Source organism: Mesorhizobium sp. PAMC28654, from assembly GCF_020616515.1.
Taxonomy (GTDB): Bacteria; Pseudomonadota; Alphaproteobacteria; order Rhizobiales; family Rhizobiaceae; genus Mesorhizobium.
The window spans coordinates 5,067,440-5,084,461 of sequence record NZ_CP085135.1 but is presented as its reverse complement, the minus strand read 5'-3'; the positions used below and the strand labels follow the sequence as shown (position 1 = coordinate 5,084,461).

At 61.8% G+C, this 17,022-nt stretch carries 19 protein-coding genes; 14 read left to right on the top strand and 5 right to left on the bottom strand.

The window, feature by feature from the left end:
* Positions 1–32: 32 nt before the first annotated feature.
* Together LGH82_RS25020 and LGH82_RS25015 are read left to right on the top strand one after the other, a co-directional pair.
* Positions 33–524: an NUDIX hydrolase gene (locus LGH82_RS25020; RefSeq protein WP_227345295.1), complete on the top strand. Its 492-nt coding sequence runs from the start codon at positions 33–35 to the stop codon at positions 522–524.
* A 326-nt stretch (positions 525–850) separates the two neighbouring features.
* A complete protein-coding gene (locus LGH82_RS25015) occupies positions 851–3,340 on the top strand; it encodes an EAL domain-containing protein (protein WP_227345294.1) in 2,490 nt (829 codons plus the stop codon).
* Positions 3,341–3,353: 13 nt separating this feature from the next.
* On the opposite strand, the gene LGH82_RS25010 is transcribed toward LGH82_RS25015, so the two are convergent.
* Both LGH82_RS25010 and LGH82_RS25005 read right to left on the bottom strand, forming a co-directional pair.
* A complete protein-coding gene (locus tag LGH82_RS25010) occupies positions 3,354–4,454 on the bottom strand; it encodes an OmpA family protein (RefSeq protein WP_227345293.1) in 1,101 nt (366 codons plus the stop codon).
* Between the two features lie 68 nt (positions 4,455–4,522).
* Positions 4,523–5,062, bottom strand: coding sequence for a GNAT family N-acetyltransferase (locus tag LGH82_RS25005; RefSeq protein WP_227345292.1), 540 nt, complete (start codon positions 5,060–5,062; stop codon positions 4,523–4,525).
* Between the two features lie 208 nt (positions 5,063–5,270).
* Here LGH82_RS25005 and LGH82_RS25000 point away from each other — a divergent pair, with 208 nt between their 5' ends.
* Complete coding sequence (locus LGH82_RS25000) at positions 5,271–5,726, top strand: DUF2214 family protein (RefSeq protein WP_227345291.1); 456 nt, start codon at positions 5,271–5,273, stop codon at positions 5,724–5,726.
* Here the strand turns inward: LGH82_RS25000 and nth are convergent.
* A complete protein-coding gene (nth, locus tag LGH82_RS24995) occupies positions 5,720–6,529 on the bottom strand; it encodes an endonuclease III (protein WP_227345290.1) in 810 nt (269 codons plus the stop codon). The genes LGH82_RS25000 and nth overlap by 7 nt on opposite strands.
* A 22-nt stretch (positions 6,530–6,551) precedes the next feature.
* On the opposite strand from nth, the gene LGH82_RS24990 reads away from it, so the two are divergent.
* From LGH82_RS24990 to LGH82_RS24965, 6 genes are all read left to right on the top strand, one after another.
* Positions 6,552–7,046 (top strand): DUF2244 domain-containing protein, encoded by a 495-nt coding sequence (locus LGH82_RS24990; protein WP_227345289.1) that lies wholly within the window; start codon positions 6,552–6,554, stop codon positions 7,044–7,046.
* A gap of 225 nt (positions 7,047–7,271) precedes the next feature.
* Positions 7,272–8,153, top strand: a complete 882-nt coding sequence (locus LGH82_RS24985) for a methylated-DNA--[protein]-cysteine S-methyltransferase (RefSeq protein ID WP_227345288.1) — start codon at positions 7,272–7,274, stop codon at positions 8,151–8,153.
* 231 nt (positions 8,154–8,384) lie between these two features.
* On the top strand, positions 8,385–8,855 hold the full coding sequence (locus LGH82_RS24980) for a hypothetical protein (protein ID WP_227345287.1): 471 nt from the start codon (positions 8,385–8,387) through the stop codon (positions 8,853–8,855).
* A gap of 18 nt (positions 8,856–8,873) precedes the next feature.
* Positions 8,874–9,266, top strand: coding sequence for a hypothetical protein (locus tag LGH82_RS24975; protein WP_413771390.1), 393 nt, complete (start codon positions 8,874–8,876; stop codon positions 9,264–9,266).
* Complete coding sequence (locus tag LGH82_RS24970) at positions 9,233–9,727, top strand: hypothetical protein (RefSeq protein ID WP_227345286.1); 495 nt, start codon at positions 9,233–9,235, stop codon at positions 9,725–9,727. The genes LGH82_RS24975 and LGH82_RS24970 overlap by 34 nt, the downstream gene beginning before the upstream one ends.
* Entirely contained in the window at positions 9,699–10,178 is a 480-nt protein-coding gene (locus LGH82_RS24965; RefSeq protein ID WP_227345285.1) for a hypothetical protein, read from the top strand. Before LGH82_RS24970 ends, LGH82_RS24965 begins: the two co-directional genes overlap by 29 nt.
* A gap of 87 nt (positions 10,179–10,265) precedes the next feature.
* Here LGH82_RS24965 and LGH82_RS24960 read toward each other — a convergent pair.
* Positions 10,266–11,214 (bottom strand): IS630 family transposase gene (locus LGH82_RS24960; protein WP_227343924.1). Its coding sequence is split into 2 segments (ribosomal slippage): positions 10,266–10,872 and positions 10,871–11,214, totalling 951 coding nucleotides; the frame shifts between segments, so codons are not numbered across the junction.
* A 124-nt stretch (positions 11,215–11,338) separates the two neighbouring features.
* On the opposite strand from LGH82_RS24960, the gene LGH82_RS24955 reads away from it, so the two are divergent.
* The 4 genes from LGH82_RS24955 (at position 11,339) to LGH82_RS24940 (ending at position 15,263) form a co-directional block, all read left to right on the top strand.
* Positions 11,339–12,247, top strand: coding sequence for a ribokinase (locus LGH82_RS24955; protein WP_227345284.1), 909 nt, complete (start codon positions 11,339–11,341; stop codon positions 12,245–12,247).
* A gap of 9 nt (positions 12,248–12,256) precedes the next feature.
* Entirely contained in the window at positions 12,257–13,705 is a 1,449-nt protein-coding gene (locus LGH82_RS24950; RefSeq protein ID WP_227345283.1) for an amidase, read from the top strand.
* Between the two features lie 113 nt (positions 13,706–13,818).
* Entirely contained in the window at positions 13,819–14,433 is a 615-nt protein-coding gene (locus tag LGH82_RS24945; RefSeq protein WP_227345282.1) for a LysE family translocator, read from the top strand.
* 464 nt (positions 14,434–14,897) lie between these two features.
* Positions 14,898–15,263, top strand: coding sequence for a hypothetical protein (locus tag LGH82_RS24940; protein ID WP_227345281.1), 366 nt, complete (start codon positions 14,898–14,900; stop codon positions 15,261–15,263).
* Between the two features lie 64 nt (positions 15,264–15,327).
* Here LGH82_RS24940 and LGH82_RS24935 read toward each other — a convergent pair whose 3' ends face one another.
* A complete protein-coding gene (locus tag LGH82_RS24935; protein WP_227345280.1) occupies positions 15,328–16,269 on the bottom strand; it encodes a nucleoside hydrolase in 942 nt (313 codons plus the stop codon).
* 264 nt (positions 16,270–16,533) lie between these two features.
* On the opposite strand from LGH82_RS24935, the gene LGH82_RS24930 reads away from it, so the two are divergent.
* Positions 16,534–16,959, top strand: coding sequence for an Hsp20 family protein (locus LGH82_RS24930; RefSeq protein ID WP_227345279.1), 426 nt, complete (start codon positions 16,534–16,536; stop codon positions 16,957–16,959).
* The last annotated feature ends 63 nt before the right edge of the window (positions 16,960–17,022 follow it).

Genomic DNA, 17,022 nt, shown 5'->3' with positions numbered 1-17,022 from the left:
GCTATGGGCACCGCTTGGACTGGATCTTTGACATGGCAGCCACGAAAAAGAAGGCCGTACGCAAGGCAATGAAGGGCGACAGGATTCGTCAGGTCGCGGCGATTCCCTTCCGGCTGAACGCGCTTGGCGATATCGAGGTGATGCTGGTTACCTCGCGCACGACCAGGCGCTTCATCGTGCCCAAGGGCTGGCCGATGAAAGGCAAGAGCGGGCGCAAGGCGGCCATGATCGAGGCGCAGGAGGAAGCCGGCGTGCTCGGCAAGACCCTGAAGGATCCGGCCGGCACCTACACCTACTGGAAGCGGCTGGCGACCCGCTTTGTCCGGGTTGATGTCGTCGTCTATATGCTGGCCGTGACGGAGGAACTGACAAACTGGCAGGAAGCCAAGAGGCGGCAGCGGGCATGGCTGGCGCCTGCCGACGCCGCGCTTCTTATCGACGAGCCGGATCTGTCGACGCTGGTGCGGACATTGCGTGTTCCCGATGCCGCTCCAAGCGACGAGAGCCAGGATCAGCCGGCCTGAGCGAAGCGTGCGCGATCTGACCACGGCGCCTCAACGAGGGTGTAGGGCGCCCGAAACGCCAAAAATCGAGCGCCTAATCATCCCAATGCGACCATTTCTTTTTTAGAACCGCTGGCATTCCCCGACGTAAACTTGAGCTGTTGATGTCGCCAAGTTTTCCTGAACGGGCAATCGGGGAATTTATTGGCTGTTAAGGCCGATTTGCTAATCAGGTTGCTGTCGTCGGGGAACAGGCGACAATATAAAACGAGGCAATTCCTTGGCCGGCGCCGGATCGGTCGGGCAGGCAAGATTTACGGGGTCGTCGCAATTTCCATGGCCGTTCGATGAAACTGTCATCGATCAACGCCAGCCCTCGTCTTCTCGGGCTCGTCTGGCCGTTCATTGTCGTTGTTCTCGTCCAGGCCCTTGTTGCCAGCCTCAGCCTCTATACCTTGTCCGCGGTGCGCGCCTATGTCGGCGGCGAGAGCCACTGGTCGAAGGGGCAGAAGCACGCCATCTATTTCCTCAGCCTCTATGCCGATACCGGCAACCAGAATTTCTTTGACGAATATCGCGAAGCCATCGCCGTGCCACTGGCCGATCGTTCGGCTCGGCTTGCGCTGGAACAGCCCGAACCCGACACAGACGCCGCGCGCGCCGGCTTCCTGCAAGGCGGGAACCATCCAGATGATGTGACGGGCATGATCTGGCTGTACCAGAATTTCCGAAGCGTCAGCTACCTCGACACCGCCATCCGGCACTGGACCGCCGCCGACGGAATGATCCTGGTCATCGACCGGCTTGGCGAGGCGATGCATCGCAGATACCTGGAGGGGCCTGCCTCCGCCGAACAGATCGCCAGCTGGAAAGCGGAGATCCATCGGCTCGACCACCAGGTCGGCCCCTTCTCCAAGGCATTCTCCGACAGCCTCGGCGAGGGATCGCGCTTCATCACGATGGCGCTCACCCTCGCCAACCTCCTCACCGCCGCGCTGCTCATCCTGCTTGCCGTATGGCGGACGAGAAAACTTCTGGAGCAGCGCCAGGCCTTTCAGAACGCTCTCAACGCCGAGCGGGAGCGCGCCCAGATCACGCTGGCCTCCATTGGCCAGGCCGTCATCAGCACCGGGCCGGACGGACGGCTGGACTACATGAACCCCGTCGCCGAAAGGCTGCTTGCACGACCGCTCGGCGCGGCCAGGGGCAAGCCGGTCGCGTCGCTTTTCAAGCTTGTCGACAAGGAAACGGGCGTCGAGGAGCCCCGGCTGATGGAACGCCTGCTGGCCGGCGAGCCGCGCCGCTCCAACGTCCGCCCGCAATTGCTGCAGCGACCGGACGGTTCCTTCGTCTCCGTCGCACTGACCGGTGCGCCGCTTCTGGTTTCCGGCCAGATCGTCGGCGCCGTGTTGGCATTCCACGACATGACGCGCGAGCAGGACTATATCGAACGGCTTTCATGGCAGGCATCGCATGATGCCTTGACCGGACTTGCCAATCGACGCGACTTCGAAAGCCGGCTGGAAAGAACGATCGCGGACTTAGCTGACAAGCCGCTTCAGCACGCGCTGATGTATCTCGACCTCGATCAGTTCAAGCTGGTCAATGACACGTGCGGCCATGCGGCGGGCGACCAGTTGTTGCGCCAGATTTCCCTGATGCTGGCCAGCGAATTGCGGCCAGGCGACATTTTCGCCCGGCTGGGTGGCGATGAGTTCGGCGTGCTTCTTCTCGATTGCGACGCCGATCGCGCCGCCGGCACCGCCGAACGGCTGCGCGTGATCGTCCAGGACCTGCATTTCACCTGGGAAGGCAGGCCCCTCAACACCAGCGCGAGCATCGGCATGGTTCAGATCACCAACGCCGAAATCACGCTGGAGGAGGTCCTGCGGGCGGCCGACGTCGCCTGCTACATGGCCAAGGAAAAGGGGCGCAATCGCGTTCAACTCCACAGCGACGGCGACATGGCCTTGCGCGAACGCTTCGGCGAAATGGCCTGGGTTCAACGCCTGCACGCGGCACTTGAGGAAAACCGCTTTCAGCTCCACGCCCAGGAAATCCGCCCGCTCGACGACGATGCGGCGGAGGCTGGCGCGCATGTGGAGGTGCTGTTGCGGCTGACCGACGAGGACGGCGGTGTCGTCACACCCGGCAGCTTCATACCAGCGGCTGAGCGCTACGGCCTCATGCCGTCGATCGACCGCTGGGTGGTCAGCAACACCTTCCGGGTTCTTGCCGCGCGGCTTGCCGATCCGCGCCAGAACCCCATCGCCACCTGCGCCATCAATCTTTCCGGCGCGACCTTCGGCGACGAGACGTTCCTCGCATTCCTGCGCGAGCAGTTCCTCGCCCATGGCATTCCGCCGCGCATGATCTGCCTGGAGATCACCGAAACCAGCGCCATCGCCAACCTTGCCAACGCCATTCGCTTCATTGCCGACCTGCGTGGCCTGGGCTGCCGCTTCGCGCTTGACGATTTCGGCTCCGGCATGTCGTCCTTCACCTATCTGAAGCACCTGCCTGTCGACTACCTCAAGATCGACGGTGGTTTCGTCAAGGACATGCTGGAAGACCGTATCGACCGCGCCATGGTCGAGATGATCCATCATATCGGCAAGGTGATGGGCAAGCGCACCATCGCCGAATTCGTCGAAAACGACGGCATCATCGCGGCCCTGAAGTCGATCGGCGTCGACTACGCGCAAGGCTACGGGATTGCCAGGCCGCAACCCTTCGACGCTTCGACGTCGTTTATCGGCGCTGGCAAGGCGCAGGAATCGGGCGACGCCGACCCATGGGCCGACCTGGCGCGCAAGCTGCGCCGCAAGGCCGGCTGATCGGTCTTGAGCCTCAGTTCAGCTTGACCAGAACCACCCGGCGGTTCTTGGCGCGCCCGGTTTCATCCTCGTTGCTGGCGATGGGCGCCATCATGCCGGCGCCCGCCGCAGTCAGCCGCGCCCCGTCGATACCGTATTTCGACACGAGCGCCGCTCTCACCGCCTGAGCCCGCCGTGACGAAAGGTCGAGATTGTAGTCGAAAGCGCCCTGATTATCCGTGTGGCCGACAACAATGACGGCCATCTTCGGCTCGTTTGCCAGGAGCGTCGAAATCTCCTTCAGCGTTGGCTCCGATTCCGGCTTGATGTCGGCCTTGTCGGTATCGAAGAAGATGCCGTAGAGCGAAATACTGCCGGTCGCGGTCAGCGAATCCGCCATCTTCGCCGCCGCGACGACCACCATTTTCTTGTCGCGCGCCTTGGGCTCCAGCACATGGACGACCGCGACGGTGCGGCCACTCAGTTCCTTGCAGTAGAGATCGTCGATCATGGAATAGGTCTGCACGGTGACGTAGGCGTCGCCGCCTTCCTGCGGCACTTTGGCGGAGAAAAAGCGCTGATCGTTGATGCCGGAAGTCAATGCGCAGGCACCGTTCGAAAAGGCCGCGTCCTTGAGATCGCTTTCATGGAAGAAGTACATCGTCAGGCTCATCTCGTTGCCGCCGCCGCTCGATGAACGGTCGGCGGCACCGCCGCATTCCTCTTTCTTGCACTCGAACATGATTTCGCCGCCGGCCGCCTCGATCACGTCCTGATAGTTGCGCAGCACTTCGAGTGGCGAGCGCCCGCCCGGAAGAACATAGGCGATGCGGGTCAAGGAACCCTCGACCTCAACCTTCTTGTCCGGTGCAAAAACGCGATTGTTCATCGCATCGCGTTGATCAGCGTCGGCGCTGGGCTTCAGCGGCGACAGTGGCACATTGAAATCCGTGTAGGCGAGTTTCTCGTAGGAGACGATGAAAGCGCCTTCGTAACGCTTGGCGAGATGGTTGTCGGCGGCGCCTTTGATATCGGCGGTCGGCACCGTCGCATCGGCAGCGGCAAGTCGCACCGCCAGCATAAGTGCAAGCGTCACCCAGAATAATTTGATGACTGTCATGTTGATTGCATGCATCGCCGATCCCCCTGACCTCAAGATCGACATTTAGCAGAACAATCGGGTTCAGTCGACAATGTACCCTGTTATGGGTACCTCTCGAGGAGGACCGTAGCATTGTCGTGATAGCTGGTCCGCAACACTTCCCTGTAGCCGCACTTTGCCGCGACGTTCAATGAGCCGGTATTTTGCGGATCGATGATGCAGACGGTTTTCGCCCGTTCGAATTCCATGTCGCCCCAGGCAAGGGCTCTCGTCACGACTTCGCTGGCCAACCCTTTGCCATGCATGCAGGGAGCGAGTGCCCAGCCTGCTTCAGGAATGCCCTCGATCGACGGCACGATATCGCGCTTCAGGTCGTGAAAGCCGGCCTCGCCGATGAACTGGCCCGTCGCCTTCTCCTCGATCGCCCAGAAGCCGTAGCCCAGCAGCGACCAAAGGCCGGAATGGCGCAGGAAGCGCATCCAGCTCTCTTCGCGGGTACGCGGCTTGCCGCCGATGAAACGGGTGACGACGGGGTCCGCCCACATGGCGACATAGGCATCGAAATCCTCCAGCCGGTGCGCACGAAGGATGGTTCGCTCCGTCTCGATGACAGGAGCCGATCTTGTTTGAACAGCGCTCATGAAAATGCCTCGCTTGCGATACCGGGCGGATAGCAAACCGGCGGAGCGACGCAAGGTCCAACAGGACGGATATCGCCTGCCAGTCCTCACGACTGCCCATATGGGAATTTTTCTCAATGATGCTAATTTTCGCGACAAGCTGAAATCAGCGCACCGCGAATACAGACGCACTGATGGCGCGTGCGCCGCTCGACCGAGGGGAAAGAATATGGAAACCACCGATCTCGTGCTCGCCATCCTGCATCACCTGCTGGTGTTTTCGCTGGCGGGCATCATTGGTGCCGAGTTTGTGCTGATCCGTGGTGAATTGCCGGCCGCAACTATCCGGCGCCTTGTCGGCATCGATCGCCATTACGGCATTCTTGCCGGGCTGATCATCATCGTCGGCATCGGCCGCGTCATCTATGGGCTGAAGGGCTGGGAATTCTACGTCCACAACTGGGTGTTCTGGGCCAAGATGGCGGCCTTCGCCGTCGTCGGCCTGCTGTCGATCCTGCCGACCATCCGTTTCATTTCCTGGAACAGGCAGGCTGTCGCCAATCCCTCGTTCCTGGTGCCGCCGGGGGAACTCGCGTCGGTCAAGACCCATATCCGCGCCGAGGCCTTTGTCTTCCTGATGATTCCAGTGTTCGCGGCGGCTATGGCGCGCGGTTACGGTTATTGAGCCGCGCTTTCGAGCGCCGTCCCAACAGGGCCGATCGGCACAAGAGGCGCCGGAATGCTGGTCGTCTTCACCTCTGCCTTACAGATGTCGGCGATGACGCAGGCAGGGCAATCCGGCTTGCGCGCCTTGCAGACATAGCGGCCATGCAGGATCAACCAATGATGCGCGTGGCGCATGTATTCGTCCGGGATGATGCGCAACAGCTCCTGCTCGACCTGTTCGGGCGTCTTGCCAGGCGCCAGCCCAATCCGGTTGCCGATGCGCAGAATATGCGTGTCGACGGCCATCGTATGCTGGCCAAAGGCCATGTTGAGCACGACATTGGCGGTCTTGCGCCCCACCCCCGGCAGCTTGACCAGTTCGTCGCGGTCGTCGGGAACCTCGCCGCCATGGTCGCGGATCAGCGCTTCCGACAGGGCGATGACATTCTTGGCCTTGTTGCGCCACAGCCCGATGGTACGGATATGGTCGCCCACCGTGGCCTCGCCCAGCGCCAGCATCTTCCGTGGGGTGTCGGCGATCTTGAACAGCGCCCGCGTCGCCTTGTTCACGCCGGCATCCGTCGCCTGCGCCGAAAGCACGACGGCCACCAGCAGCGTGAAGGCGTTGACATGCTCGAGTTCGCCCTTCGGCTCCGGCCGCTGGACGGAAAACCGCCGGAAGATTTCATGCACCTCGGCCGGGCTGTAGAACGACCGGCGCTTGGGCGAACGGGCGCTCGGCCTCGCCTTCGAGCCGTCGCGGCGGTCGGGCAATGGTTCATTTCTGGGTGTTGAGGATTTTTTGGACTTGGGGTTGGCCATTTCCCTCCTATAATATCCACTCATGAGCGACACAAACGCTTCATTTCAGGCCGACGAGCCATTCTTCCACGCCTTGCTGACGCCGCATCGGTCGCTTGGCAGGACCGGCTTTGCCGTACTGATGGGCGCGCTTGTTTTCGGCTGGGTGGTCACCGGCGCTTTCTTCCTGTCGCGCGGCGCCTGGCCGGTGTTCGGCTTCTTCGGCCTTGACGTGATCGCCGTCTACATCGCCTTTCGCGCCAATTACCGCGCCGCCCGTGCCCGCGAGGAAGTGTCGGTGTCGCGCACCAGCCTCGATATCCGCAAGACCGCTCCGTCCGGCAAATCCGAAGCGCATCGCTTCAATCCGTTCTGGGCACGGTTTTCGGTCGCCCGCCACGCCGAAATCGGCATCACCCGGATGACCGTTGAAGGGCAGGGCCAGAATGTGCCGATCGGCGGCTTCCTCAATCCGGACGATCGCGAAAGTTTCGCCAAGGCCTTTTCGCGGGCGCTGGCCACGGCCAAGACGCGCTGACCAGAACCGGGACCGCCTGCTGTCCCAGCGCCTTGCAGTAGAGCGCTATCAGCAGGTCTCCCTTCCCCGCGCATGTTCACCTTTTCGCCGGCGATGAAGGCCTCCCTGCCTTGAAGCCAGTTCCATCTGGACCAAACTCTATCTGGATATGTCCGGCAAGAAGGCAAGTTTCGGGTGGCGATGGCGGTTGCGAAGGGCGATATTCACGGTCAAGGAGACCGTTCCATGAGCGTCCAAACGACAGCAGTTCTTCAGAAAGACATCACGCCCGAAGGCAGCGACTACGAAATCGTGCGCCGCGCCATCGAGAAGATCAGCCTCGATTATCGTGACCAGCCGTCGCTGGAAGAACTGGCCGAGGAGGTCGGCGAGACTCCAACCGGCCTGCAGAAGCTTTTCACGCGCTGGGCCGGCCTTTCGCCCAAGGCCTTCCTCCAGGCCGTGACGCTCGACCACGCGCGCAAGCTGCTTGATTCCGGCATGCCGCTGCTCGAGACATCCTTCGAACTGGGCATGTCCGGCCCCGGCCGGCTGCACGACCTGTTCGTCACCCATGAGGCAATGTCGCCCGGCGACTACAAGACCCGCGGCGCCGGGCTCACCATCCGCTACGGCTTCCATCCCTCGCCCTTCGGCACCGCGCTGATCATGGCCACCGACCGCGGGCTTGCCGGCCTCGCCTTCAGCGACCCTGGCGAGGAACGGGCAGCCTTTGCCGACATGTCCAGCCGCTGGCCAAACGCCATCCATGTCGAGGACATGGCCGCGACCGGACCCTATGCCGCCCGCATCTTCGACTCCAGGCTGTGGCGCTCCGACCAGCCGCTGCATGTCGTAATGATCGGCACCGATTTCCAGGTTCGCGTCTGGGAAGCATTGCTCAAGATTCCGATGGGCAAGGCGCGCACCTATTCGTCGATCGCCGCCAGCATCGGCTCGCCGTCCGCCAGCCGTGCCGTCGGCGCGGCCAATGGCGCCAACCCGGTCTCCTTCGTGGTTCCGTGCCATCGCGCCATCGGCAAGTCCGGTGACCTCACCGGCTACCATTGGGGCCTGACCCGCAAGCGCGCCATCCTTGGCTGGGAAGCAGGGCAGATCTCGTCTTGAGACGCCGGACTTCGAGTTACTCTTGTAATGAACCATGAATTTCATCACCTGTAAGTATTAGATAGATTGTAACCTTGATATATTGCGCCGCACAACCAGAGACAAACTGAGGTTTCATTTCTTTCTTGAGATGTTGTTTGTCGACTTTATTTAAGTTAACCCTAAATTAACTATGATAAAGCGATGATGACTCATATTAATTCGGACATTCCGGCTTGATAGGAGGTCTCGATGAAGTTCTTTAAGGTCGCCATCGGCGCGGCCCTGCTGGTCGCCTATCTTGACCAAGCCGCATTGGCCACGACGCAAAACGTCATTTTCAACGGCACGATCACCGCCACTTGTACGCTTCTAATCGGGACGAACGGCACGATGACGGTCAGTCCCGACCTCCAGACATTGAGCTCGCACAACAGCGGCGGCTCCGCTGGAACCGTCACCCTCACCACGACCGGGGGCGTGGCGCTCAGCGTCGACCCGGTCACCACCACCACAGTGCCGACGGCCGACACCACGTCGACAACCTGGACACCGACCTTTTCGTCCAGCGGCGCACACACCATCGCGGAAACGGGCACAGCCACCAACCTGACCGTTCCCGGCGCCTCGCTGGTCTCGGTCAACCTCGCTGGCACCAAGGGCGGCAGCAACCGCTTCGCCTCCGGTACCTATCAGGCAACTGTCACACTGCGCTGCGAATAGCCCCTCAGGAGGAATCCTTTGAGACATGCACTGAACCTGGCGACGGCATTGGCCGTCGGCCTGATGCCTGTTGCCGCCCTGGCCCAGTCGATGTCGCCGATGCGAGGCGAGGTCAACAGCTTCACCGACGCCTTCGCGGTTCGGGTATTCCCCGCCAATCCCTACAACCAGAAAATCAAGATCGAGGTCCACGTCTACGATCAGGATTTTCAGCCGGTGGAGGCCAGGATATCGCCGGCCATCTTCCAACTCGGCGCCCAGGCATCCCGCCCCGTCCTTGTGGTCGTGCCCTTCGACGGCGCGGCCGAGCGTAAAGTGCGTATCTGTACCGAAAGCATCCCCTTTCCCAATGAGCAGACGCAGATAAGGGCACAGATATGCGGAAAGTTTTTTGGACATCGCAAGTCCTGACGCTCGCGCTCACGCTTGCCGCGGCAAGCACGGCTCCGACCCAAGCCCAGGAACAAGTCTATAACCTCAACCAGAACGAGAACGGCTTCAATTTGCCCGGCGTCACCTTGCCCCAGGGCCAGGACGAGGTCCACGCCGCCGACGGCACCACTTGCCGCTCGGCGGTCTCCGGCAGCGGCGCCTATCTCGACCTCGGTGTTATCAGAGGCAACAACCAGACCGACAACGGCATCGCCACCTATGGCCGCGTGGTGATCCCGATCGGCAGCCAACCAAAGCGCCTCGACTGCAGCCGGCTTTACGAACTCGAAGTGCAGCGTCTCGAAATGGAACTCAAGCTGATGAAGATGGGCGTCAGCGTCGATGGCGCAACGGCAGTCGCCGCCGTCCCCGCGGCGCAATCCGCCAATTGGGCGGACCAGGGTTGGAACAATGGCAAGAAAAAGAAGAAGAAGAAATGACCTCTTCCTTCTCACCGCAGCCGTTCTGGCTTCCAGCCAGCCGGCGCCGGCAGCGATCATCGGCACCTGCACCATCATGGTCGGTGCATCGGGAACGATGACCGCGAATCCCACCATAGGCATATTGGGGTCCACGCAGGCGGGCGGTCAGAGCGCGGGAGCCACCATTACCGCAAGCTCGCTGCTGTGCTCTTTGCTCAACTTGCTGGATTGCTACTCCGTCTCGGCTCCCGCGCCCGCCGCATTCACCTCCTCGCCAAGCGGCGGCGGCACCAATGTCAACTTCGCCACGGCCTATCGCCTCGACTCCGGCGCCAGCACGGCAGGGAGCACGACGCAAAAGCTCACCAACGGCACCCATACCGTTCAGGTCGATCTCACCGCCACCAAGTCGAGCGGCATCTTCCCGGCCGGCAGCTATCAAGGCATGGTCACCGTACGGTGTGAATGAGCCGATCCTGCCATGACGCGGCAAATCGTGCTGGACCATTCGCGTGCTCTGGCAAGGAGCGGCTTGACAGGTTAGAGCAGAATCTGATCATTCCGGCTCATATCCTGTTGCGGCGAAGTAGTTGGCGCACTCGGTTGGTGTGAAGCAAGGCAGTGCGGCGCTGATGGTATCCCACAATTCCGCGACGGTTCGTGCGGCGGCTTTGCGTAGAATCGATTTCAGCTTGGAAAAGGCGTTCTCGATCGGGTTGAAGTCGGGGGAATAGGGCGGGAGGAACATCATCCTTGCGCCGGTTGCTTCGATCGCCACACGGGCGGCTGCGCTTTTGTGCGCCGGCAGGTTGTCGAGGATCACGACATCGTCGGGCCGCAGCGTCGGCACGAGAACCTGCTCGACATAGGCGACAAACCATTCGCCAGTCATCGGGCCGTCCAGGACCATTGGCGCGGTCATGCCAGTGAGGCGCAGGGCGCCGGTGAACGTCGTCGTCTTCCAATGGCCATGCGGGATTGGCGATCGGCACCGCATCCCGCGCTTCGTGCGCCCCCGCAGTCGAGCCATCTTTGTCGAGGCTCCGGTCTCGTCGATGAAGACCAGATGCTCGGGATCAAGATCGGGCTGGGCGTCGAACCAGGCGTTTCGTCGCGCCGCCACGTCTGGCCGCTCCTGCTCGCTGGCGTGCGCCGTTTTTTTTGAAGGTCATGGAGTGACGATCGAGAAACCGCCAGATCGTGCTCGTCGCAAACGACGCGCCATGCTCCTGTCGCAGCAACTCGGCGAGTTCGACCAGCGTGATGTCCACCCGCCTCTCGATCGCCGCCAGGATGATGTCGCGATACGCTTCAACGCGGTGGGACCGCCTGTCGCCGCCCTGCGGCTTTGCGCAGGTGGCTCCGGTCTCGCGCCATTCCCGGACCCAACGCACCGAGCTTGCCGCCGCCACGCCAAATCGCGCCGCTGCCGCCCGTCGCGACAGGCCGCCATCAACCGCTGCGACCACCCGAGCCCGCAAATCTTCCGATAAGGATTTCGCCATGCCATGCCGGCCTCCGAATCCAGCAGATATGCTGAATCAGATTTCCAATCCCAACGAAACCCCTATCGATTCTATCCGCTCGGATTTTGCTCTAGGTTCCCGCGCATTCAGCAGGAGGCTTTACTTGATTATCGTTGTCGGCTCGATCAACCTCGACCTTATCGCCAATGTCGACCGGCTCCCCGGCCGTGGGGAAACCGTCGGCGGCTCCGGCTTTACCACCGCACCCGGCGGCAAGGGCGCCAATCAGGCGCTGGCCGCGGCACGCGCCGGTGCCACGGTGCGGATGGTGGGCGCGGTCGGCAAGGACAGCTTCGCCAACGAAGCGCTGGCACTGCTGCGTGATGGCAAGATCGACCTGTCCGGCGTCGGTGAGACCTTTGCCTCGACCGGCACGGCGTTGATCATGGTTGGCAACGACGGCGAGAACATGATCGCCGTCGTGCCTGGCGCCAACGATTCGGTTGTTGCGGGCGACCTTTCCAAGGCTTTCCTGAAGAAGGGCGACGTCGTGCTGCTGCAGCACGAGATTCCCTTGCAGACAGTCGACGCTGCTTTGGACGCGGCAAGGGCGGCGGGCGCGATCACGGTGCTCAACACAGCACCTTTCCGCGGCGAGGCAGCCGCCTTCCTCGGCAAGGCCGACTATGTGGTCGCCAACGAAACCGAGTTCGACCTCTATGTCGAGGCGCTGTCCTTGAGCGGCCGCGACCGCACGGCGCGAATGCGTGACTTTGCCGGCAAAACCGGTCGCACCATCGTCGTCACGCTCGGCGGCGACGGCGTGATGGCGGCGACGCCAGCCGATGTCCTTGCGGTACCGGCCATGAAGATCACCCCGGTCGATACGGTGGGCGCGGGCGATACGTTTTGCGGTTATTTCGCCGCCGGCCTGTCCTGCGGCCTGCCGCTGGAGCAGGCGCTTGCCCGCGCCGGAGCCGCCGGTTCGCTCGCCTGCCTGAAACCGGGCGCCCAGCCCGCGATTCCCCTCGCCAAGGACGTCGACGCGGCGTTGCAGAAATCCAAAAGCTGAGACCAGGCCATGCGTCCCCAGACAAAACATGACGTGCCGCCCGCCGGCGCCATCTGCCGCCTGTCCGCAGTGGAACTTGCCGACAGGATCAAGCGAAAGGACCTTTCCGTTCGCGAGGTCGTGACGGCATTTCTTGATCGGATCGAAGCGGTGAACCCGCACGTAAACGCCATCGTGTCGCTGCGCGACCGCGGTGACATCCTGGACGAGGCCGGCAGGGCTGACGCCCATCTGGCGCAAGCGGGCACTGCGGGCGCGCTGTTCGGCCTGCCGATCGCCATCAAGGACCTTGCCTCGACCACGGGCCTCAGGACCTCCTTCGGTTCGCCGATCTTCGCCGATTTCGTGCCGCAGGAAGACGATTTCTTCGTCGAGCGTATTCGCAACGCCGGAGCCATCATCATCGGCAAGACCAACGTCCCCGAATTCGGCCTGGGCTCCAACACCTACAACAACGTGTTTGGGCCGACGCTCAACGCCTTTGACCCTGCTTTGACCGCCGGCGGCTCGAGCGGCGGTGCCGCGGTGGCGCTGGCGCTCGACATGATACCGGTCGCCGATGGCAGCGACTTTGGCGGCTCGCTGCGCAACCCGGCGGCCTGGAACAATGTCTACGGCTTCCGCCCGTCGCAGGGGCTTGTGCCCGGCGGGCCGGACTTCGAGGTCTTCCATGCCCAGATGGGCGTCGAGGGGCCGATGGGCCGCAACGTCGCCGACATGGCGCTGCTGCTCGACGTGCAGGCCGGATATCATCCGCACGCACCCTTGTCCTATGAGAAGCAGGGCTCGTTCCTCGAAGGCCTCGCAACGCCAGTGACTGGCGGCCGCATCGCCTGGTTTGGCGATCTCGGCGGCCATCTGCCGATCGAGCCCGGCATTCTCAATCTGTGCGAGACTGCTCTCGGGCGGTTCGCGGAGGCATCTTTCGTGACGGAGCCGTTGCTGCCGGATTTCGATTTCGAGGCTCTGTGGCAGGCCTTTGTGACACTGCGTCAGGCCAGCAGCGGCTGCGCGCTCAAGACCCACTATGACGATCCCGACAAACGTGGCCTGCTGAAGCCGGAAGCCATATGGGAAGTGGAGAACGCGATGCGCCTCACGGCGCCGCGGATCCGCGCGGCCTCGGTCATCCGCACCTCCTGGCATCGAACGCTGCTGTCGATCTTCGACCGCTTCGACCTCATCGCACTGCCGACCGCGCAGGTCTTCCCTTTCGACGTCGGCACCCACTGGCCGCGCGCGGTCGCCGGACGAACGATGGACAGCTACCACCGCTGGATGCAGGTTTCCGCATATGCCACGCTGGGCGGCTGTCCGGCGGTCAACGTTCCCGTCGGCTTCGACGACAGGGGACGGCCAATGGGCATGCAACTGATCGGGCGGCCGCGCGGCGACCTTGCCGTGCTGAGGGCGGCAGCGGCTTATGAGGTGACGCTGCCCTGGCAGGCCGGCGCCTAGAGCCGCGTCGGCAATTGTCAGCAACATTTCCCGCCGGCTTGCACCGACATCCTGGCTATGCATTGATCTTGGTCAGTCGCGCCGCTTGAGCGGCAGCCGCCGGAGGAAACCTGATGTCGCTGGAACTCTACGCCACCTATGTCCTTGCTTGCATCGTCATCATCCTGGTGCCCGGCCCGACGGTCACGCTGATCATCGCCAACAGCATCCGCCACGGCTCGCGCGCCGGTCTGGCCAATGTTGCCGGCACGCAAGCTGGGCTCGCCATCATGATTGCCATCGTCGGTATCGGCCTCAACACGCTGATAGCCGGCATGGGCCACTGGTTCGAATGGGTGAAGCTGATCGGCGCCGCCTATCTGGTCTGGATGGGCGTGCAGATGTTCCGTTCCAAGGGCACGCTGAATGCCGATGGAACAGCCAGGAAACCGCGTGGCGGCTTCTTCCTGCAGGGTCTCCTGGTGGCGCTCAGCAATCCCAAGACACTGGTGTTTTTCGGCGCCTTCTTCCCGCAGTTCATCGCGCCACAGGGCAATTATACGCTGCAGATCGTCGTCATGGGCCTGACCGCCATGATCTTCGCCGCCATGTCGGATTCGACCTATGCGCTCGCCGCCAGTCGCGCCGGACGGCTGCTGTCGGCCAACCGCATCAAGCTGATGTCCCGGATCAGCGGCAGCTTCCTGGTCGGCGGTGGCCTGTGGCTGGCGTTTTCGCGCTCGAAGTAACGGCAGCAGCCGCAAGGACTGTGCCAACGAACAACTGAAGCCGATTGAAAGTTTGTTCTCCCAAAACCATATGAATCCTAATTGAGGGATTGATGTCTGCTTTTTGGACTAGGGATGGTTTGAAGAGGAACGCGCCTAGCGTGGTCCTATTTGCAGGTTTTTTTGCGATAATGGTTTTGTTGGCTCTGAACGAGTCTGCGAATGACGCAAGCCTGACTCGGTCGATTGTTGCGCTCGATGGGACGATCAAGAGCGTATACTGGGTCAGGAATAACGTGCCCACCTACGCGCTGTCCCTCGATGACGACTCGTTCGTATTTGTTGACAGCGAGGAACTGCACCTCATCGGCTCACCAGTAAGGATTGAGCGCGTTACCCGAAACAATGGCTCCATATCTTACCGGTTTGCCAATTGAAGCATTGCTCTGTGAGCAGCTTCAAATGCTCACAGCCAAGGAAAATGGATGGCCAATTCAAGGTTTATCGTCGTCGCTTTGGTCGTGAGGGAAAATCTCAGGGACATATTTCTCTCGGCTCTCGTCCTGAGCCTGTGTTTTCTTGCAGTTACCGCGCTGGTAGCAAGGCAGGCCAGCCCGATCATCAGCCGGGATCGCATGACGGGCACAGTTGCCACCGTCCTCGACGCCTCTCCGTCTCCGGATACCGCACTCACCGGCGGGTCCCGTTACCTCTACGGTGTCCGCCTCAGGGAAAATAACACGTTGGTCTTCGTTTATAACGACGCTCCGCGAACTGCCGGATCGGACGTTTCGATTGAGCGGCAGCACCGTGAGAACGACAGCGATACCTTTCGTCTGCTTCGCGATTGAGCAACCCGATGCGTGTCATCCAGAGCACCCATCGGCTCTGGATGACACGCACCAGAAACAGGAACTAAAGCCGTCCCAGCCTCTCCACCAGCAGCGCGAAGAAACCATCATGGTCGATGTCACGCATCACCATGGCGTTCTTCGGCCGCTTGGTGACGCCCCACCAGTCGATCACGGTCATGCCCATGGTGAGTTCCGAGGCGGTCTCGATGCTGACGTTGCAGTTGCGACCCTTGAACAGCTCCGGCTTCAGCAGATAGGCGATGACGCAGGGGTCGTGCAGCGGTCCGCCATCGGTGCCATATTTCCCTTCGTCGTAACGCTCGAAAAATTCCAGCATGTCGGCGGTGGCGATGCCGACTTTGGTGCCGAGCGCGCGGAAGGCCTGCGTGCGCTTGGTCGTGGTCAGCGCCTTGTGGGTGACGTCGAGCGGCATCATGACGATCGGAACGCCGGACCGGAAGACGACATCGGCGGCATGCGGATCGACATAGATGTTGAACTCGGCCGCCGGCGTGACATTGCCACCTTCGAAGTAGCCGCCGCCCATCAGCACGATTTCCTTGATCCGCGGCGCGATCCTCGGCTCGCGGATCAGCGCCAGAGCGATGTTGGTCAGCGGCCCGAGTGGGCACAGCGTGAGGGTGCCGCTCTCTTCCTTCATTAGCGTGTCAACGATGAAATCGACGGCATATTGGTCCTGCAGCTTCATCACGGGTTCGGGCAATTGCGGTCCGTTGAGGCCGGTCTGGCCGTGCACTTCCTCGGCGGTGACGAGTTGACGCATCAGCGGGCGGATTGCTCCGGCGTAGACCTTGATGTCCGGCCGTCCGGCCAGTTCGCAGATCTTGCGGGCATTCTTTTCGGTAAGCTTCAGCGGCACGTTGCCGGCCACGGCGGTGATGCCGACGATCTCCAGCTCAGCGCTGCCGAGCGCCAGCAATATGGCGACGGCATCGTCCTGGCCGGGATCCGTGTCGATGATGATCTTGCGAGTCTGGGGCATTTCAATTCCTTGTTTGGCGGGGTCGCGGACGCAGGCTGACCGCCAGATCGAACCGCTCGGACGGGGGAATAACCCCGACCTGCGCGCTTCTCCCTAGATCTTCAAGCGCCATGTCGATCATAGTTGTGAGTCCACGACGTGGTCTTTTGGGGCGGGCTTCTTGGTGGCTTGAACTTGACCGCGAGGCGGACCATATCAAGACCAGCGGGAAAAATGCCATCCGGGTTTTTCCACTTTATGTCGCTCTTGAGAGGACAGTGTAACATGAGCCGAATGACGCCCTTTTCCAGCCCGCTTCTCCTCGGTTTCGACGCCATGGAAAAAACCCTGGAACGTTTGGCGAAATCCGGCGACAGCTACCCTCCCTATAACATCGAGCGGCTCAGCGGCGTTGACGGCAAGACCGAACGGTTGCGCATCACACTTGCCGTTGCCGGTTTCGCCGAAAGCGATCTCGACGTGACCACGGAGGAAAACCAGTTGGTCGTGCGCGGCCGTCAAAGTGACGATACCGAGCGCGAATTCCTCCACCGCGGCATTGCCGCGCGCCAGTTCCAGCGCTGTTTCGTGCTGGCCGACGGCATGCGGGTGATCGCGGCGGAGTTGAAGAACGGCCTTTTGTCGATCGATCTCGATCGGCCGGAGTCTGAACGGCTGGTACGGAAAATAAACATATCGGTGAAAGACTGATCTTTACCACTGCATCGGCCGGAACATCGGCACCGATTTTCCGAAAGCACGATGCGGAAAATT

What these genes read in the sequence shown, in the direction of transcription:
- LGH82_RS25020 (WP_227345295.1), top strand. Translation starts at nt 33, where the DNA reads ATGGCAGCCACGAAAAAGAAGGCCGTACGCAAGGCAATGAAGGGCGAC.
- LGH82_RS25015 (WP_227345294.1), top strand. Translation starts at nt 851, where the DNA reads ATGAAACTGTCATCGATCAACGCCAGCCCTCGTCTTCTCGGGCTCGTC.
- LGH82_RS25010 (WP_227345293.1), bottom strand. Translation starts at nt 4,454, where the DNA reads ATGCATGCAATCAACATGACAGTCATCAAATTATTCTGGGTGACGCTT.
- LGH82_RS25005 (WP_227345292.1), bottom strand. Translation starts at nt 5,062, where the DNA reads ATGAGCGCTGTTCAAACAAGATCGGCTCCTGTCATCGAGACGGAGCGA.
- LGH82_RS25000 (WP_227345291.1), top strand. Translation starts at nt 5,271, where the DNA reads ATGGAAACCACCGATCTCGTGCTCGCCATCCTGCATCACCTGCTGGTG.
- nth (WP_227345290.1), bottom strand. Translation starts at nt 6,529, where the DNA reads ATGGCCAACCCCAAGTCCAAAAAATCCTCAACACCCAGAAATGAACCA.
- LGH82_RS24990 (WP_227345289.1), top strand. Translation starts at nt 6,552, where the DNA reads ATGAGCGACACAAACGCTTCATTTCAGGCCGACGAGCCATTCTTCCAC.
- LGH82_RS24985 (WP_227345288.1), top strand. Translation starts at nt 7,272, where the DNA reads ATGAGCGTCCAAACGACAGCAGTTCTTCAGAAAGACATCACGCCCGAA.
- LGH82_RS24980 (WP_227345287.1), top strand. Translation starts at nt 8,385, where the DNA reads ATGAAGTTCTTTAAGGTCGCCATCGGCGCGGCCCTGCTGGTCGCCTAT.
- LGH82_RS24970 (WP_227345286.1), top strand. Translation starts at nt 9,233, where the DNA reads ATGCGGAAAGTTTTTTGGACATCGCAAGTCCTGACGCTCGCGCTCACG.
- LGH82_RS24965 (WP_227345285.1), top strand. Translation starts at nt 9,699, where the DNA reads ATGGCAAGAAAAAGAAGAAGAAGAAATGACCTCTTCCTTCTCACCGCA.
- LGH82_RS24950 (WP_227345283.1), top strand. Translation starts at nt 12,257, where the DNA reads ATGCGTCCCCAGACAAAACATGACGTGCCGCCCGCCGGCGCCATCTGC.
- LGH82_RS24945 (WP_227345282.1), top strand. Translation starts at nt 13,819, where the DNA reads ATGTCGCTGGAACTCTACGCCACCTATGTCCTTGCTTGCATCGTCATC.
- LGH82_RS24940 (WP_227345281.1), top strand. Translation starts at nt 14,898, where the DNA reads ATGGCCAATTCAAGGTTTATCGTCGTCGCTTTGGTCGTGAGGGAAAAT.
- LGH82_RS24935 (WP_227345280.1), bottom strand. Translation starts at nt 16,269, where the DNA reads ATGCCCCAGACTCGCAAGATCATCATCGACACGGATCCCGGCCAGGAC.
- LGH82_RS24930 (WP_227345279.1), top strand. Translation starts at nt 16,534, where the DNA reads ATGAGCCGAATGACGCCCTTTTCCAGCCCGCTTCTCCTCGGTTTCGAC.